Source organism: Psychrobacter cibarius (genome assembly GCA_030686115.1).
Taxonomy (GTDB): Bacteria; Pseudomonadota; Gammaproteobacteria; order Pseudomonadales; family Moraxellaceae; genus Psychrobacter; species Psychrobacter cibarius_C.
On record CP131612.1, the window covers coordinates 800,090 to 815,800 of the forward strand.

General features: G+C 45.1%; 12 protein-coding genes. 4 read left to right on the forward strand and 8 right to left on the reverse strand.

Translation table 11 applies throughout. The annotated features are described in order from the left end of the window. Window positions 1-52: 52 nt before the first annotated feature. A complete protein-coding gene (locus Q6344_03450) occupies window positions 53-772 on the reverse strand; it encodes a hypothetical protein (protein ID WLG14407.1) in 720 nt (239 codons plus the stop codon). Between the two features lie 73 nt (window positions 773-845). Next, complete coding sequence (gene leuS / locus Q6344_03455; GenBank protein WLG14408.1) at window positions 846-3,533, reverse strand: leucine--tRNA ligase; 2,688 nt, start codon at window positions 3,531-3,533, stop codon at window positions 846-848. A 226-nt stretch (window positions 3,534-3,759) separates the two neighbouring features. Here leuS and Q6344_03460 point away from each other — a divergent pair, with 226 nt between their 5' ends. After that, entirely contained in the window at window positions 3,760-4,131 is a 372-nt protein-coding gene (locus Q6344_03460) for a Spx/MgsR family RNA polymerase-binding regulatory protein (protein WLG14409.1), read from the forward strand. 31 nt (window positions 4,132-4,162) lie between these two features. Here the strand turns inward: Q6344_03460 and Q6344_03465 are convergent, their stop codons facing one another. The 6 genes from Q6344_03465 to Q6344_03490 all read right to left on the reverse strand — a co-directional run bounded on the left by Q6344_03465 (window position 4,163) and on the right by Q6344_03490 (window position 11,351). Beyond that, window positions 4,163-4,396, reverse strand: coding sequence for a hypothetical protein (locus tag Q6344_03465; protein WLG14410.1), 234 nt, complete (start codon window positions 4,394-4,396; stop codon window positions 4,163-4,165). Window positions 4,397-4,408: 12 nt separating this feature from the next. Continuing rightward, window positions 4,409-5,323, reverse strand: coding sequence for an acetylglutamate kinase (argB, locus tag Q6344_03470; GenBank protein WLG14411.1), 915 nt, complete (start codon window positions 5,321-5,323; stop codon window positions 4,409-4,411). 82 nt (window positions 5,324-5,405) lie between these two features. Beyond that, window positions 5,406-7,184, reverse strand: a complete 1,779-nt coding sequence (locus Q6344_03475) for a phosphomannomutase/phosphoglucomutase (protein ID WLG14412.1) — start codon at window positions 7,182-7,184, stop codon at window positions 5,406-5,408. A 90-nt stretch (window positions 7,185-7,274) separates the two neighbouring features. Then, window positions 7,275-7,739 carry a dUTP diphosphatase gene (gene dut / locus Q6344_03480; GenBank protein WLG14413.1) on the reverse strand — a complete coding sequence of 155 codons (465 nt, stop codon included), beginning with the start codon at window positions 7,737-7,739 and terminating at the stop codon, window positions 7,275-7,277. Window positions 7,740-7,801: 62 nt separating this feature from the next. Beyond that, on the reverse strand, window positions 7,802-9,205 hold the full coding sequence (mgtE, locus tag Q6344_03485) for a magnesium transporter (protein ID WLG14414.1): 1,404 nt from the start codon (window positions 9,203-9,205) through the stop codon (window positions 7,802-7,804). 112 nt (window positions 9,206-9,317) lie between these two features. Beyond that, window positions 9,318-11,351 carry a 3'-5' exonuclease gene (locus Q6344_03490; protein ID WLG14415.1) on the reverse strand — a complete coding sequence of 678 codons (2,034 nt, stop codon included), beginning with the start codon at window positions 11,349-11,351 and terminating at the stop codon, window positions 9,318-9,320. 901 nt (window positions 11,352-12,252) lie between these two features. On the opposite strand from Q6344_03490, the gene ndhC reads away from it, so the two are divergent. The 3 genes from ndhC (at window position 12,253) to nuoC (ending at window position 15,686) form a co-directional block, all read left to right on the forward strand. Further along, the gene (gene ndhC / locus Q6344_03495; GenBank protein WLG14416.1) at window positions 12,253-12,876 is read left to right on the forward strand and encodes an NADH-quinone oxidoreductase subunit A; all 624 of its coding nucleotides are present in this window, start codon (window positions 12,253-12,255) and stop codon (window positions 12,874-12,876) included. Between the two features lie 120 nt (window positions 12,877-12,996). Further along, a complete protein-coding gene (locus Q6344_03500) occupies window positions 12,997-13,665 on the forward strand; it encodes an NADH-quinone oxidoreductase subunit B family protein (GenBank protein WLG14417.1) in 669 nt (222 codons plus the stop codon). A gap of 245 nt (window positions 13,666-13,910) precedes the next feature. Continuing rightward, window positions 13,911-15,686, forward strand: a complete 1,776-nt coding sequence (gene nuoC / locus Q6344_03505; protein WLG14418.1) for an NADH-quinone oxidoreductase subunit C/D — start codon at window positions 13,911-13,913, stop codon at window positions 15,684-15,686. Window positions 15,687-15,711 lie beyond the last annotated feature (25 nt).

A 15,711-nucleotide genomic window follows, 5' to 3' on the forward strand; every position in this document is an offset into this window, starting at 1 on the left:
ATAAGTACACAGATTGATGAAAATAAACGTGGAATGTGTTGCGCATTATAAACTATGGGTTTGGCACCACCACCGCAATCGATGTTGAGCCATTACCGCTTTGCACAGATTGTCTGACTCCAGAAGAGCTGACCTTTGGTAGGGAGATGGCGACATATTGATCAGTAATTCGGCGTGCCAAACTGTCATAGAGCCAGTCACGAATTTGATCGCCTTGCTGATCATCAGTGCTCACCGATGCTTCATTATATTGATAGCTACGCTCGACTTGGATGGGGTTGCTTAGCGTAATTGGTTTACCATTTTCCATCGTCTGATAGCTGACATCTGCTGAAAGTACCAAACGGATCTCTGTCAAGACACCGACCAGCTCATAACGCTTAAAACGGACGTTATTGATGGTGATAGCGGCAATGGGTTCAGCACTTGCTTGTTTGTTATTGTTCGCAACATCAGCTGCTGTCATGTTGTCAATGACCTCAACACCTAAAGTTTTTAGGCGTCTTGTCAATGGCAGCTTAAGCGGAAATGAGGTGCGATTGTCTTCTAGAATCACGGCTGTTTTGGCGACATCAAGCAGCATTGGCGCATCATAGCCACGCAGTTGAAAGCCGCATCCACTAATAGCTGCCGTTGCACCTAGTAGCGTAAACATTGGCAGGGCAGTCAGAAAAGCCGCCGCCAGTTTTTGTCCGTTTGATTTTTTGGCAAAAGCGTCTTTTTTGCTTAAGCTGGCTTTGGGTGACTGACCTGCTCGATATTTATACGACATAATCGCTATCCTAATATTATAAAAAGGCTCAGACTAATCATTAAACTAATAAAAAGTACTGAGCCTAAAAAATCTAGCCTACCACCACGATGTTTACCAGCTTATTAGGGACGACGATTTCTTTTTTGATGTCGCCAGTCAAGAATTTTGCCACACTTTCCATTGAACGTGCTTGTGCTTTTAGCTGTTCTGGATCGCTATTTGGGGCTACATCCATTTTACCGCGCATTTTACCATTGACCTGTACCACCATCGTGATCATATCTTGTACCAGAGCGCTTTTATCAACTTCTGGATAATTCAAGGTAATGGTCTCTAAACCCAATTGCTCAAGTAAATGTTCACCAATGTGCGGCGCATATACGGATAGCATAATCAGCAGATCCGTCAATGCCTCATGCTGTACCTGTAGGTCTTGCTTGCTATTGGCCTTAAAGCCAGTCAGCTCGTTGGCAAGCTCCATCAAACTTGATACAGGCGTGTTCAATGCCAAACGATCACCCAAATCACTATCGATTTTAGCAATGGTTTCATGAGTTTTACGGCGTAAGTTTTTGGCTTCTTTGCTTAAGCCATCAGTGCTCAAAGCGTCATTGTTCAGCGTCTCGATACTTAGGTTCGCGGCAGTAAGCGCTTGCATGTGTTCAGTAGCAATACGCCATACTTTTTTGACGAAGTTATAAGGGCCTTTGAGCGCATCATCTGACCATTCTAGCGTTTGATCCGCAGGCGCGGTGAAGAGCGTATAGAGACGAACGGTATCAGCGCCGTATTTATCGATGGTAATTTGCGGATCGACACCGTTGTTTTTTGACTTAGACATTTTCTCGATTTTGCCAATGGTCACCGGCTGCCCATCAGATTTTAAGATGGCTTTAATCGGTTGACCACGTTCGTCATAGTCGATATCAATGTCTTCTGCAAAATAGTAGGTGGTACTGCCATCCGCATTTAGGCGATAGAATGTCCCTGCCAATACCATGCCTTGCGTCATCAAATTAGCAAACGGCTCATTTCCTGACACCAAGTCTTCATCACGCATCAGTTTATGGAAGAAGCGTGCATAAAGTAGATGCATTACCGCATGCTCAACACCGCCGATGTATTGATCGACAGGCAGCCACTTATTGGCGGCAGATTTGTTGACCATGCTTTGCGCATCATTTGGGCTTGCAAAGCGTGCATAGTACCAGCTTGACTCCACAAAGGTGTCAAAGGTATCGGTTTCGCGCTCAGCAGGATTACCGCATTTAGGACATGTCGTATTGACAAACTCTGGAATGTTTTTTAACGGATTTCCGCGACCATCAGGAACGACATCAGTCGGTAAGACAACGGGCAAATCTTGCTCTTCGACAGGTACTGTACCGCAATGCTCACAGTTAACCATTGGGATAGGACAGCCCCAATAACGCTGGCGAGAAACACCCCAATCACGGAGACGGTATTGGATTTTTTTCTTAGCAAGCTCTTGTGGTTCTAGTTTGGTCAGCATCGCTTCAAATGCTTGCTCAAAGTCTAAACCATCAAATTCGCCTGAATTGACCAAAGTATTGCGTTCGGTATAAGCACGATTAATCTCAGTATCGTTCGCCTTTGCATCTGCCTCTAACGCATCGAAATAGCCGACAGGGATATGGATGACTTGTTTAATGGGTAAGCTGTATTTAATCGCAAATTCATAATCACGCTCATCATGAGCAGGGACAGCCATCACCGCGCCTGAGCCGTAGCTCATAAGCACATAGTTGGCAACCCATACTGGCACTTCTTCGCCAGTGAGTGGATGCGTGACCGTAAGACCAGTAGCCATACCGATTTTTTCAGCTTTAGCTAGGTCTGCTTCTGCAACTGAGCCTTTTTTGCAAAGAGCACAGAATTGCGCAATGGCTTCATCATGCTCAGCCGCATACTGCGCTAGCGGATGTTCGGCTGCGACCGCCACATAAGTCACACCCATTAAAGTATCAGGGCGAGTAGTGAACACATCTAACGTATTGGTCTCGCCAGCAAGCTCATAAGGGAAGTGTACTTCCATGCCTGCGCTACGACCAATCCAGTTGCGCTGCATGGTCAATACTTCTGATGGCCAGTGACCTTCTAATTGGTCTAAGTCATCAAGTAATTCGTCAGCATAATCAGTGATATTAAAGTAATACATCGGAATGTCGCGCTTTTCGACCGCAGCGCCACTACGCCAGCCTTTACCATCGATGACTTGCTCGTTGGCTAAAACGGTATTATCAACAGGATCCCAGTTAACGGTCGACAGTTTTTTGTAGACCAAGCCTTTTTTGTATAGCTGTAAAAACAACCATTGCTCCCACTGATAATACTCAGGGCTGCAAGTGGCGAATTCACGTGACCAGTCAATAGACAAACCCAGTAATTTAAGCTGCGCGCGCATGCTGTCAATATTGGCAAACGTCCATTTGGCAGGTGGCGTTTGGTTAGCAATCGCCGCGTTTTCTGCTGGCAAGCCAAAACCATCCCAGCCCATAGGCTGCATGACTTCATAGCCCTTGAGGCGATAGTAACGGCTCAGTACATCAGAGATGGTATAGTTACGCACGTGACCCATATGCAGCTTACCGCTTGGGTAAGGGAACATCGACAGCATATAGCGACTTGGCTTATCGCTTGGCTCATTGCTCACTTCAAAGCGCTTGTCAGTTGCCCATTTGGCTTGCTGCGCCGCTTCTATCGCTTGTGGGTTATAATGATTGTTTTCAGCTTGGTCAGATGTCACAGTATTGCTCATAGTTAGCTCGAGATTGATTAATACGAATAAATTGGGTGAAATTTCACAATGCCATAGCATAGCGTAATTTGGCGAAAATTGCGACGATATGATAGGGCGTTTACGCATGACGAAGAATACAAATTTGAAAATTTGAGCGGGTTTTTAATGTTTTGGTTATCATAAACCAAATACCCATAGGCTTAGGTATAATAAACAGAATAATGATCATTGATTTGGAGTTTTTATGACCATCACTATTTACGGCATCAAGTCGTGCAGCACGATGAAAAAGGCGTTCAATAAGCTGGATGAGTTGGGCGTCAGCTATGATTTTCATGATTATAAAAAACAAGGTATCGATAAAGATAGCGTTCAGCGTTGGGTAGATAAATTAGGCATCGATAAGGTGCTCAATAAGCGCGGTACGACATGGCGCAAACTAGACGACAGTCAAAAGCAAGCGGCTGATGCTAGTCTAGATAACGCCATTGACTTGCTCGTAGAAAATACCAGTATGATTAAGCGTCCGATAGTTGAAGGTGAGCTGACTGATAAAAACAAGAATATATTACTATGCGGTTATGATGAAGCTGAGTTTGATAAAGTTTTTTCGTAAAAGAATACGGCTACCATCAATAAAGCCTGAGCTAAGAACCTCTTAGCTCAGGCTTTATAACACCTAGAATAAACCAAATCACACTTGCGAGCCATATAAGCAAGACGTAAAAGCGAATTTGTTCAGCATTCCAATCTAGTGCAAACCACTCAATGAGGAAAAATGACTTCCAGCCTTCTATCCATTTTGCGCCACCATAGCCAATAATCCACCAGCAATACAGGCTTTCTAAGATAAAAAGTAGACACCAAAGCCACAATGCCATGATTTACTCCTGCTACTCGGCCAATGATGAACCTAAATCACGACTGATTAATGTACCAACCCCTTCATTGGTAAAAATCTCTAACAGCGTGGCATGTGGCACACGACCATCGACGATCACCGCGCTTTTTACGCCGCTACGTACCGCATCAAGTGCACATTGGATTTTAGGAATCATGCCGCCTGAGATAGTGCCGTCTTCAATGAGGCTGTCGACTTTCTTTGGTGTGAGTCCAGTCACGACTTCGCCGTCACGACCCAGCACACCCTTGATATTGGTTAGAAGCATGAGCTTTTCAGCTTGTAAAAATTCCGCTACTTTACCTGCAACCAAGTCGGCATTGATATTGTACGTATTGCCTTCGCTATCGACCCCAAGTGGCGCGATGACGGGAATAAAATCAGAGGCAATGAGCATGTTAATCACGTCTTTATTGACACTGACCACATCACCGACAAACCCTAAATCGACGGGCACAGCAATCCCATCTGCGCCAATTTTTTCCATCATCAGTTTTTTGGCTAGGATTAAATTGGCATCTTTACCCGTCAAACCGATAGCGCGGCCACCGTGCTTGTTGATTAAGCTAACAATAGATTTGTTGACGCTACCACCCAAGACCATCTCGACGATATCCATGGTACTTTTATCGGTGACACGCATACCATCGATACGGTCTGACTGACGCCCCAACTCTTTTAATAAGTTATCCACTTGTGGACCACCGCCATGCACGACCACGGGATGAATGCCAACGGTTTTTAACAAGACGATGTCGCGGGCAAATGAGCTCTCAAGCGCAGGATCCGTCATCGCATTGCCGCCGTATTTGACCACGATAAGCTTATCGACAAAGCGCTGGATATAAGGCAGCGCTGTGGTCAATACTTCAGCAGTGTTTTTGGCATCATCTAAATTAAGCGTCATTATAAATTCCTAAGTTATGGTATTAAAAAGTCATATTTTTATTTGACAGCAACTACTTTGACGGTAACTATTTTGATCAAAACTATTCGGCAGGAATAGCGACAATTTGTTCTGCCAGTTTTTTATCAAATGGGCGACATAAAGCGGCAAATTTTGCTTGGATGTCGCGTAAGTCTTCTATGCTATCACCAGCAAAGCGTGCGGTAAGATTGTGACTGGTGTTTGATTGGCGGAGCACCCCAAAACCATGGGCGAAATCCAAACGCACGCCATCAATACAGCTCAGCTTCGTCCCCACTGGCAATAAGCATTTGGCTTGCTTGGACGTCATATATTGCCGACTCATCGAACAACGGCAAAGCGATGGCTGGCTAGTAGCTATCCAATGATCACGAGAATCTTCTGCTACAGTCGCTTCCACGAGCTGACGTAAATACTGACAAAATTTGGTCAGCTGTACGACGATAGCATCGTCTTTCTTAAGGGTTTTAGGCATCGGCAAATAATGATCCGCCGTACTGACCATAGCAGGCAATTGCTCTGTAATATCAGTCAGAGATTTTTTACCGTGAGCATCGTAAGCCGCTAGCCAATGCAGCAATCGCAAGGCCGCGTACATGGCATCATCATAGATAATAAAGCGGCTATCGTTAAATATGAAATGCCCTGACAATTCACCCGCAAAGACAATTTGACCAGCAGACTGCTGCATCTGTCGGCGCATAAAGCTGCTGCCCGTTTTACTGAGCACAGGTGTTGCGCCAAGCTCAGACAAGAGATTCGGTAGATGATGGGAGCATTTAATATCAAAAAGGATTTGAAAAGGCAGTTGTAAATGGACTGGGCCTTTAGAACACAGCGTTTCAGGGTGTTCGGTCAGCGCCACTTGCGCTAATAAATATAGCAAGTGATCGGGCGTGACAACTTTACCGCTATTATCGACGATCATTAAGCGATCGCCATCGCCATCAAAAGCGATACCTATATCTGCTTGATGTTGACGCACACTTCGCTGTAATTGTTTAAGACGGTGTGGTTCAGTGGGATCAGGATTGCCAGAGGGAAAACTGCCATCTGCGAGGTCATTAATCATGATGACCTGCTGGCAAAAATGCTCAAATAAACGCTGGGCGATATTACTGGTCGCCCCATGCATGCAGTCTATGACCACCACCACATCAAGGGTGCCAAATGGTTGTTGGTTATCTTTGAGAAGTGGTTTATTACAGGGATGGATTTGCTTAAAGACTTGAGCGATAGCCTCAATATAAGTCGTCGCGACTTGTGCATCAGATAAATTGAAAGGTTGATTACAAATAGATTTAGCAGTTGTATTTGTCAGCGTATTTTGAGCATCAATCTGTGCTTGAGCGTGATTGAGGTGGCAAGCATAGGTAGACCGTGTTTTTTGCCAAAGCAACTGAATCTCTGCATGGCTCGGAGATTGATGGTTGACCAACCATTTAATACCTAAAATGTCTTTAGCAGAATGACTGGCGGTGACGATAATGCCATGACCAGAATATTGCTCTGCCCAAAAAACCATCATGGGGGTAGTAATTAACCCCAGCTGGATAACTTGTAAGCCATATTCAGTCAGTATATTAGCCAATCTCTGAGCGATAATATTACTACCGAGACGCACATCATAACCAAGCACAATGACGGTTCTTTTAAGGTCGATACTTGGTTTTGGTAGGCAGACCTTGACAGGAGCTGCGGTTGAGTTGCAATCTGCGGCACTATAAAGCTGAGCAAATGCCTTGCCCAATGCTTGAATAAAGTCAGTGGTAAAATGCTGGCGTGAACCACGAATATCATAAGCACGAAATAAGCATTGCTGCGCAGCAAAAGACGGCATCGCTTACTCTCCTTATGGCGTGATTCACGTGATGATGATTTTGTGATGACTAAAAGATAATTAACATGGCAAATCAGTAATGACGACTGATTATTGGCGGCCTGAATGTCCAAAGCCGCCTGCACCGCGTGCACTGGTATCACTAAATTCTGATACCACTTCAAACTCAGGGCGGGCAACGGGTACGACGACATATTGTGCCATACGTTCCGCAGGATTCAACACAAAGTCTTCATTACTACGATTCCAAATACTGACCATCAGCTCACCTTGATAGTCGGCATCAATCAAGCCAACCAAATTACCCAAGACGATACCGTGCTTATGACCAAGACCTGAGCGCGGTAAAATCATCCCTGCAAAGTTAGGGTCTTGGATATAAACCGCCAAACCAGTACCAATTAAATGTGTGGCACCTGCTTTAATCGTCAATGGCTCATCAATACAAGCGCGCAAGTCGATACCAGCGCTGCCATCAGTGGCGCGTGTCGGTAACGAGAACGCTTTATCTTCAGTAATTTTAGGGTTTAATACTTTAACTTGTACAGCTTGCATAACGCACTCACTTAACGGTTGGATAGTTTCTAAATAATATAGTTTTAACGTTGGCTATGTGATTATAGTATCAACACACTTGCCAAACCTAAGAATGACATAAAGCCGACGATATCTGTCACGGTGGTTAAAATAACCGAGGCGGATAGGGCAGGGTCAATATTCATACGTTTTAGGAGCAGTGGAATACTAATGCCCGAAACGTTAGCAGCAGTCATATTAATCGCAATGGCAAAACCAATGACGGCACTGATTTTAATATCATGAAACCATAGTTGGGCAATAATCGCCATGATTATCGCCCATATGATACCGTTTATCGCGCCAACCCACAGCTCTTTATTTAATAACCACAAACGGTTGGAACCACCGATTTGACCCATCGCCATACCACGAATAACCACTGTGAGAGTTTGTGACCCAGCAATACCGCCCATACTCGCGACCACAGGCATGAGTATCGCCAGCGCCACCACTTTTGCCAGTACCGCCTCGAACTGACCAATCACAGCCGCAGCCAATAAGGCGGTACACAGGTTAATACCTAGCCAAATACTGCGGCTTTTAGCACTGGTTAAAATAGGCGCAAACAGCTCTTCATCTTGGCTGACACCCGCGAGGTTTTTCATGGTGCTATCGACATCATCTTGGATAATTTCCATGATGTCCTCGCCATTTAACTGACCGACCAACTCACCATGGCTATTAATAACGGGGGCAAAACGAATGTCCTCTGAGCGGAAAATCGCTGCGGCATCTTGGATGTCTAAGCGATCGTTAATAGTGATGGCGTTATCAATCAATTCTGAGACTAAGGTAGTTTGATCATGTTTAATCAAATCGACCAGACTGAGCAGCCCGAGTAATTGTTGGCTTTGATCGACGACCAGCAGCTCTTGGCTTTCATCATCGAGCAAGTCGTCATTTTCTCGTAGCCAGTTCTGTACTTCTGCAAGGGTGATATCATCCCTGATCTGAATGAGGTCAGGATCCATATAACGACCGACTTCCCAGTCAGCATAGGTGTCAAGCTTGTTGACCTGCACTCGGATGTCTTCATCCAAGGTTGCCATGACCGAGGTACGCACACTTTCGGTGACAGTATCTAAAATCTCAGAGATGTCTTGCGCATCAAGGTCTTGAGTAAATAAGGAAATATCTTTCGATGAGACGTTTTCTAACAGCGGCTGGCGTGTATCAAACTCTAACTCGGCAAGCACTTCGCCTTTGATATTTTCTGGTACTTGTGCCCAAATCAACAAGCGATTTTGGCTAGGGAACGATTCTAATAGGCTCGCAATCTCATATTTGGACTGCTTTTCTAAAAACTCAGTAATCGCCTCGTATGCCTTGTCAGCAACCAAACTTTGCAAGTATAGAAGCTTATATTCGCCGCTATACTCTGCTGGATTGTAATCTCCCTGTAGCGTAGATGGTCGTTCCTGATCAGGCATAGGGGTAGGCATAAAGGTTCCAAAGTTTTTAGAAAGTATAAATAATAACAAACACTAAAATGTCGAATAAGTGCTAATTTCTCATGTCGCTAACTGATGATGCTCTCAAGTGTTGAGCCTAACGCTAACGATTACCCAATAAAGCGCGAATATTAGCCAAGTATTCATCAGCAACGGCTTCAGGGTCTTTAGTCGCTTTTTTCTTTTTCGCCTTGGCTGGCCAGTCGATATGCTCTTCTGGTAACTCATCTAAAAATCTTGACTCAGAAGTGACACGCATCTGTCCGCCTGCACGGCGCTGAGTCGCTAGCGTCAATGTCAGTTCTCGACGGGCACGAGTAATGCCCACATACATCAAGCGCCGTTCTTCTTCGACCGTCTCGCTTAGGATGGAATTGCGGTGCGGTAGCATTTCTTCCTCAAGCCCCATGATATACACAAAATCAAACTCCAAGCCTTTTGCCGCATGCAAGGTCATCAAGTTAACCTTGTTGGTATTTTCTTCTTCTTGCTGTTGCTCGAGCATATCCAGCAACACCAGCTTACGAATGATGGTATCAATGGTGCGATCTTCGTCTTCTTCGGCCCGATTAATCAGTGATTGAATACTAGTGTAGAGCATATCAATATTATCGATACGGTTTTTTTCTTGTTGCGGGGTTTTGGCGTCGCTACGCACAAAGTCGATATAACCCGTTTCATCAATCATTTGGCGGACGATAGGCACAGGATCAGGATGCTTATCCAGCTCACGCGTATAATGTTCAATAAACTCACCAAACTCCTTTATCGTACCATAAGCCTTCGACGGTAAAACATGCGCGAGCCCTGCGTGGGTACAAGAAGCGAGTAGCGAGATGCTATACTCTTGTGAAAATAAGCCTAACTTCTCTAGCGTTGCTGGTCCCATACCACGCTTAGGCGTATTAATAATGCGCAAAAATGCACTGTCATCTTCGGGGTTCAGAATCAAACGTAGATAGCCCATGATGTCTTTGATTTCACTACGCGCAAAGAACGACTGACCACCCGACAACTTATAAGGCACTTGCAATTGACGCAACTGCGCCTCTAGCATGCGCGCCTGAAAGTTACTGCGATAAAGAACGGCGTACTGCTCCCATTCATTACCGAAACGCAGTTTATGAGTGACAATCTCTTTTGCCACACGCTCAGACTCATCATCATCATTACGACAGTTAATAATGCGAATTTTTTCGCCTTGACCTTTATCTGACCAGAGTTTCTTTTCAAATAAATGCTCGTTATTGGTAATAACGGCATTGGCAGAGGTCAAAATACGCGTGGTCGAGCGATAGTTTTGCTCAAGCATGACGATTTTGAGTTTTGGGAAATCTTCTTTGAGTAGCGCCATGTTTTCAGGTTTTGCTCCGCGCCACGCATAGATAGATTGATCATCATCGCCCACGACGGTAAAACGCCCTTGCGGTCCGACTAAGTATTTAATCATCTCATACTGGGCGGTGTTGGTATCTTGATATTCATCGACGAGCAAGTAACGAATACGGTTTTGCCATTTATCGCGCAGCTCTCTGTTTTCACGTAATATCTTGGTCGGCAGGACAATCAAATCATCAAAATCAACAGCGTTATAAGCACGCAGGTTACGCTCATATAAGGCATAGAGGGTCGCAAAAATCATGTCTTCTGGATCGTCCAAGGTTTCCATCGCCTTATCCGGCTCAATTAGGTCGTTTTTCCAGTCAGAAATCATTTTAATGGCTTTGCCGACCAATTCGCGACTTTCAGCGCCGCTTAAATTGTCACGCATCATCAGCTCCATCAGCAAACGCTTACTGTCGTCGCTGTCCATGATGGAGAAGTTACCCTTGAGCGGTGTATGAATCAGCTCATAACGCAAAAACTGTAGCCCAAATTGGTGAAAGGTAGACACCGTCAGCCCGCGAGTTTTTTCACTCGGCAGCAATTTACTGACACGGGCTTTCATCTCGCGCGCCGCTTTATTGGTAAAGGTCACCGCGGTAATGCGCTCGGCTGGCATGTTGCATTCTTCGATTAGATACGCAATCTTGCGGGTAATCACCGATGTCTTACCGGAGCCGGCACCTGCTAGCACAAGCAATGGACCGGATACGTAAAGCATCGCTTCTTGTTGTTTGGGATTAAGTTGACTCATAAGGTGACCTGTAAGACAAAAGCAAAAAGAAAGCAAAAAAGGCGAGTGTTGATATCAAGCGTTGCTCAGTGAGATAAAAACGGCACGTATGAGGCAGATCGATAGCGCAAGACGGCAACATAGCATTATAGTTTGTTGCATCATCTCAATATCAAAACATAGCGTCGATAAGGTTAATCAACCTATCCGCTAATCACGCTCATGACCGTTAATATTTTGTGACAATTAATCAAGAGCGCCATCGTTAAAACAGCCGCTGATACTAGCATGCAATTAGGCGGGTTATTATAAAGCAAAAACCGTCACATTGGGGAGGAGTTCAAGGATCGGCACCCAGTAAAAAAGCGTTAATTTTTCGTGACTTATACTATATATACTAGCGTCCATTCAAAAATATGGATTTGGGCTTAATATAAGGTAACGTCTATATCATAATTCATGGCAAAAAAAACATGTTTCTTTCACCTATAAAGTGACCGTTCAATACAGTTAAAAACTAGCTTTTAGGCACTGATATGCGTATAGTACGTAAATAATTTATGCCAGTTGTCTCGTCATTGTTGACCACGTGTAATGAGCTATTAAATCAATTAAATAAACTATCGAATATGATATTGATTTAATACGTTGATCTTACGTTGTTAGAAGATGCGTTAGGCGACCAGCCTTTCTCCGTTATACATCGGAGTATCTATAGTTGGTCATGTCTGACATCGTCGTCAATAAGCTTGATAATTGGTTATTACCAGCACAGTATCTATATGAGCCATTGAGTTATTAAGACCCAATGGCAGTTACTTTGTGTTTTCGTCTGCGTTATGCCAGTCGCTATTACCACTCTATAGTTTGTGAGTATGCGCGCTGCGCTTGACACTCGATTGGGTGAGGAGCACGTATTATCATGTCTGCTTTTAATTGGTCAGCCATTGCTTTTATCTTAGCCGCCATTGGGCTAGTGGTCTTTATGCTGGTTGTGCCGCGTTTGCTTGGCGGTCGCTCTCAGGGCTCACAAAAAGAAGAAGTATTTGAAGCGGGTGTTGTCGGAGCTGGCAACGCCCGTATTCGTTTGTCTGCCAAATTCTATTTGGTGGCAATCTTCTTCGTTATCTTTGATTTAGAAGCACTATATTTGTACGCTTATGCCGTTTCAGTACGTGAAGCAGGCTGGCTGGGCTTCGCCGCTGCCGCGATATTCATTACCATCTTGATTATAGGCTTGGTATACGAGCTCAGTCTGGGTGCGATGAATTGGGCACCATCGGACAAGCGTCGCAAGCAACCACGTCTATATGCAGCTCCGGCAGGTTTTAATTTGGCCGATATTACGCAGTTTGATGGCGTCGATGAGCTGATGGTCGATCCAACTGGCAAGATACCAGCCCAGTCTTCAGGGCAGATTAATGTCTCGAACAATATCGAGACCAACCGTCGTCACTTGCAAAATATCGATCATATTAATACTACTGGTAATGTGACTTCCATGGATTTTGCCACATCTGCGCAACAAGACAAAGTCAAACGCTAATCGCTTTTGACGGTCTTGTGGCACGTTACTGCAAAATGGTCGCTTATTAATAATAGAAGTTAAGGGGATAGCGGAAGCAAGATGATTGCTGCGCTTCGCCTAATATAAAGGTTGTATGTTATGAAATACACATTAACAAAAGCCAACCCTGATGCAGATGTCTATCCTGCACAGACCAGTCAAACGGTCAATGATCCAATCGAAGACGAAGTGAATAAAAACGTCTTTATGGGTCGTCTCGAAGACCTCGTCCATTCAACAGCAAACTGGGGGCGCAAGCACTCACTTTGGCCATTTAACTTTGGCACCTCTTGCTGTTATGTCGAATATGCCACCACCCTAACTGCCGTTCATGATTTGTCACGTTTTGGTGCCGAAGTCATTCGCGCGTCGCCCCGTCAGGCAGACGTGATGATCGTTGCTGGTACTTGTTTTGTCAAAATGGCACCGGTTATTCAGCGCCTTTATGAACAAATGCTTGAGCCAAAATGGGTTATCTCGATGGGTGCCTGTGCCAACTCTGGCGGTATGTATGATATCTATTCGGTCGTGCAAGGTGTGGATAAAATTATCCCTGTTGATGTCTATGTGCCCGGTTGTCCGCCGCGTCCAGAAGCGTTGATCCAAGGCTTGATGTTGCTGCAAGAGTCGATTACTAAAGAGCGTCGCCCGCTAGGTATTCATGTCAATGATCAGGGTATCTATCAGCCACAAATGACGCCTGAGCGTGACCGTAAGCAAGCAGATCGTATCGCTGTGAAAAACTTGCGTAGCCCAGACAGTATTTAATCAGCGAGCCTGTAGCCAAACTGCATGTGAGAACCAGCATTTAGGCATAAATTATTTGGCTATATCATGTTTTAGCTTGGCTCAATCATACACAATCCGTAAAAGTGCTCAGTACGCATATATTCATCGTAGTTCGCTTATGTTTAGCGTAGTTTAGTTATGATTAACATGGTTCAGTTATGATTAACATAGCTCGGTTAGGCTCAACATAGCTCAATGATGATTAATGAAGGAATAAATCATTCATGGTCACGGTAGTCGAAAACATAGATCCTAACATTAAGCCTGTTCCAGCGGTTATCACCGAGCTGGAGCAGAAGTATGCCGGTAAGTTTGTCGTGCAGCACACTGTGGATGAGATTCCAACGGTTTGGGTGGCACGTGCTGATTTGCTGGATATTCTTCTATACCTGCGTAAATTACCCCAGCCATACGTCATGCTATTTGACTTGTCAGCGATAGATGAGCGTCTGCGTCAGCATCGCCAAGGGTTGCCTGACAGTGACTTTACAGTGTTTTATCACCTAATGTCGCTTGAGCGTAATAGTGATGTGCGTATTAAAGTCGCGCTGAGTGAAGACGATGTCAATGTACCGAGCGCTACGCAGATTTGGCCAAATGCCAACTGGTACGAGCGTGAAGTGTGGGACATGTTCGGTATTGTCTTTACCGGTCATCCGCATTTGACCCGTATTCTATTACCAAAATACTGGGAAGGTCATCCACTGCGTAAAGAGTATCATGCGCGTGCAACGGAATTTACCCCGTACTTCTTGAACACTGCCAAGCAGCAATACGAGCAAGAAAACTTGCGTTTTGTCCCAGAAGAGTGGGGCATGAAGCGTTCACGTCGTGATGAAGACTTTATGTTCTTGAACATCGGTCCTAACCATCCTTCTGCTCACGGTGCATTCCGTTTAGTACTACAGCTTGATGGTGAAGAAGTCGTCGATTGTATCCCTGATATCGGCTATCACCATCGCGGCGCAGAGAAGATGGCTGAGCGTCAAACTTGGCATTCATTTATTCCTTATACCGACCGTATCGATTACCTCGGTGGCGTGATGAATGAGCTGCCGTACATCATGTCGGTTGAAAAGCTTGCTGGAATTACGATTCCACCGCGCGCTGAAACCATTCGCGTGATGATGAGCGAGTTTTTTCGTATTACCAATAACTTACTGTTTGTTGGTACGTTTATTCAGGATGCGGGCGGCATGACCCCGGTATTCTATATGTTTACCGATCGCCAAAAAGCCTATGACGTCATCGAAGCCGTGACTGGCTATCGTATGCATCCTGCTTGGTTCCGTATCGGCGGTACGGCTGCTGATCTGCCACGTGGCTGGCAGCGTCTGGTTCGCGAATTCTTGGATTGGATGCCAAAACGCTTGGACGAATATGTCAAAGCGGCATTGCAAAATAGCGTGCTCAAAGGTCGTACCCAAGGTGTTGCGCAGTATAATGCTAAGCAAGCACTTGCTTGGGGCGTGACGGGCGCTGGTCTGCGAGCGACAGGCGTTGATTTTGATCTGCGTAAAGCGCGTCCATACATGGGCTATGAGAATTACGATTTTGAAGTGCCAGTGGGTTACAACGGTGACGCTTATGATCGCTGTATGGTCAAGGTCGAAGAGATGCGTCAGTCGTTACGTATCATTCGCCAGTGTATGGACAATATGCCACAAGGCCCTTATAAAGCCGATCATCCACTCGCTGTACCACCGCCAAAAGACCGTACCTTAAACGATATTGAAACCTTGATTAATCACTTTATCTCAGTATCTTGGGGTCCTGTGATGCCAGCGGGCGAGTGTACGACAATTGTAGAAGCGACCAAAGGTTTGAACAGCTATTACATCACCTCAGATAAGGCGACGATGAGCTATCGTACCCGTATCCGTACGCCGACGTTTGCACATTTACAGCAGATGCCATCGGTGATTAATGGTTCGCTCGTTTCTGATGCCATCATGTATTTGGCATCGATTGATATCGTAATGGCCGACTGTGATCGTTAGTACCGTGATCGCTAATACTTTAGTC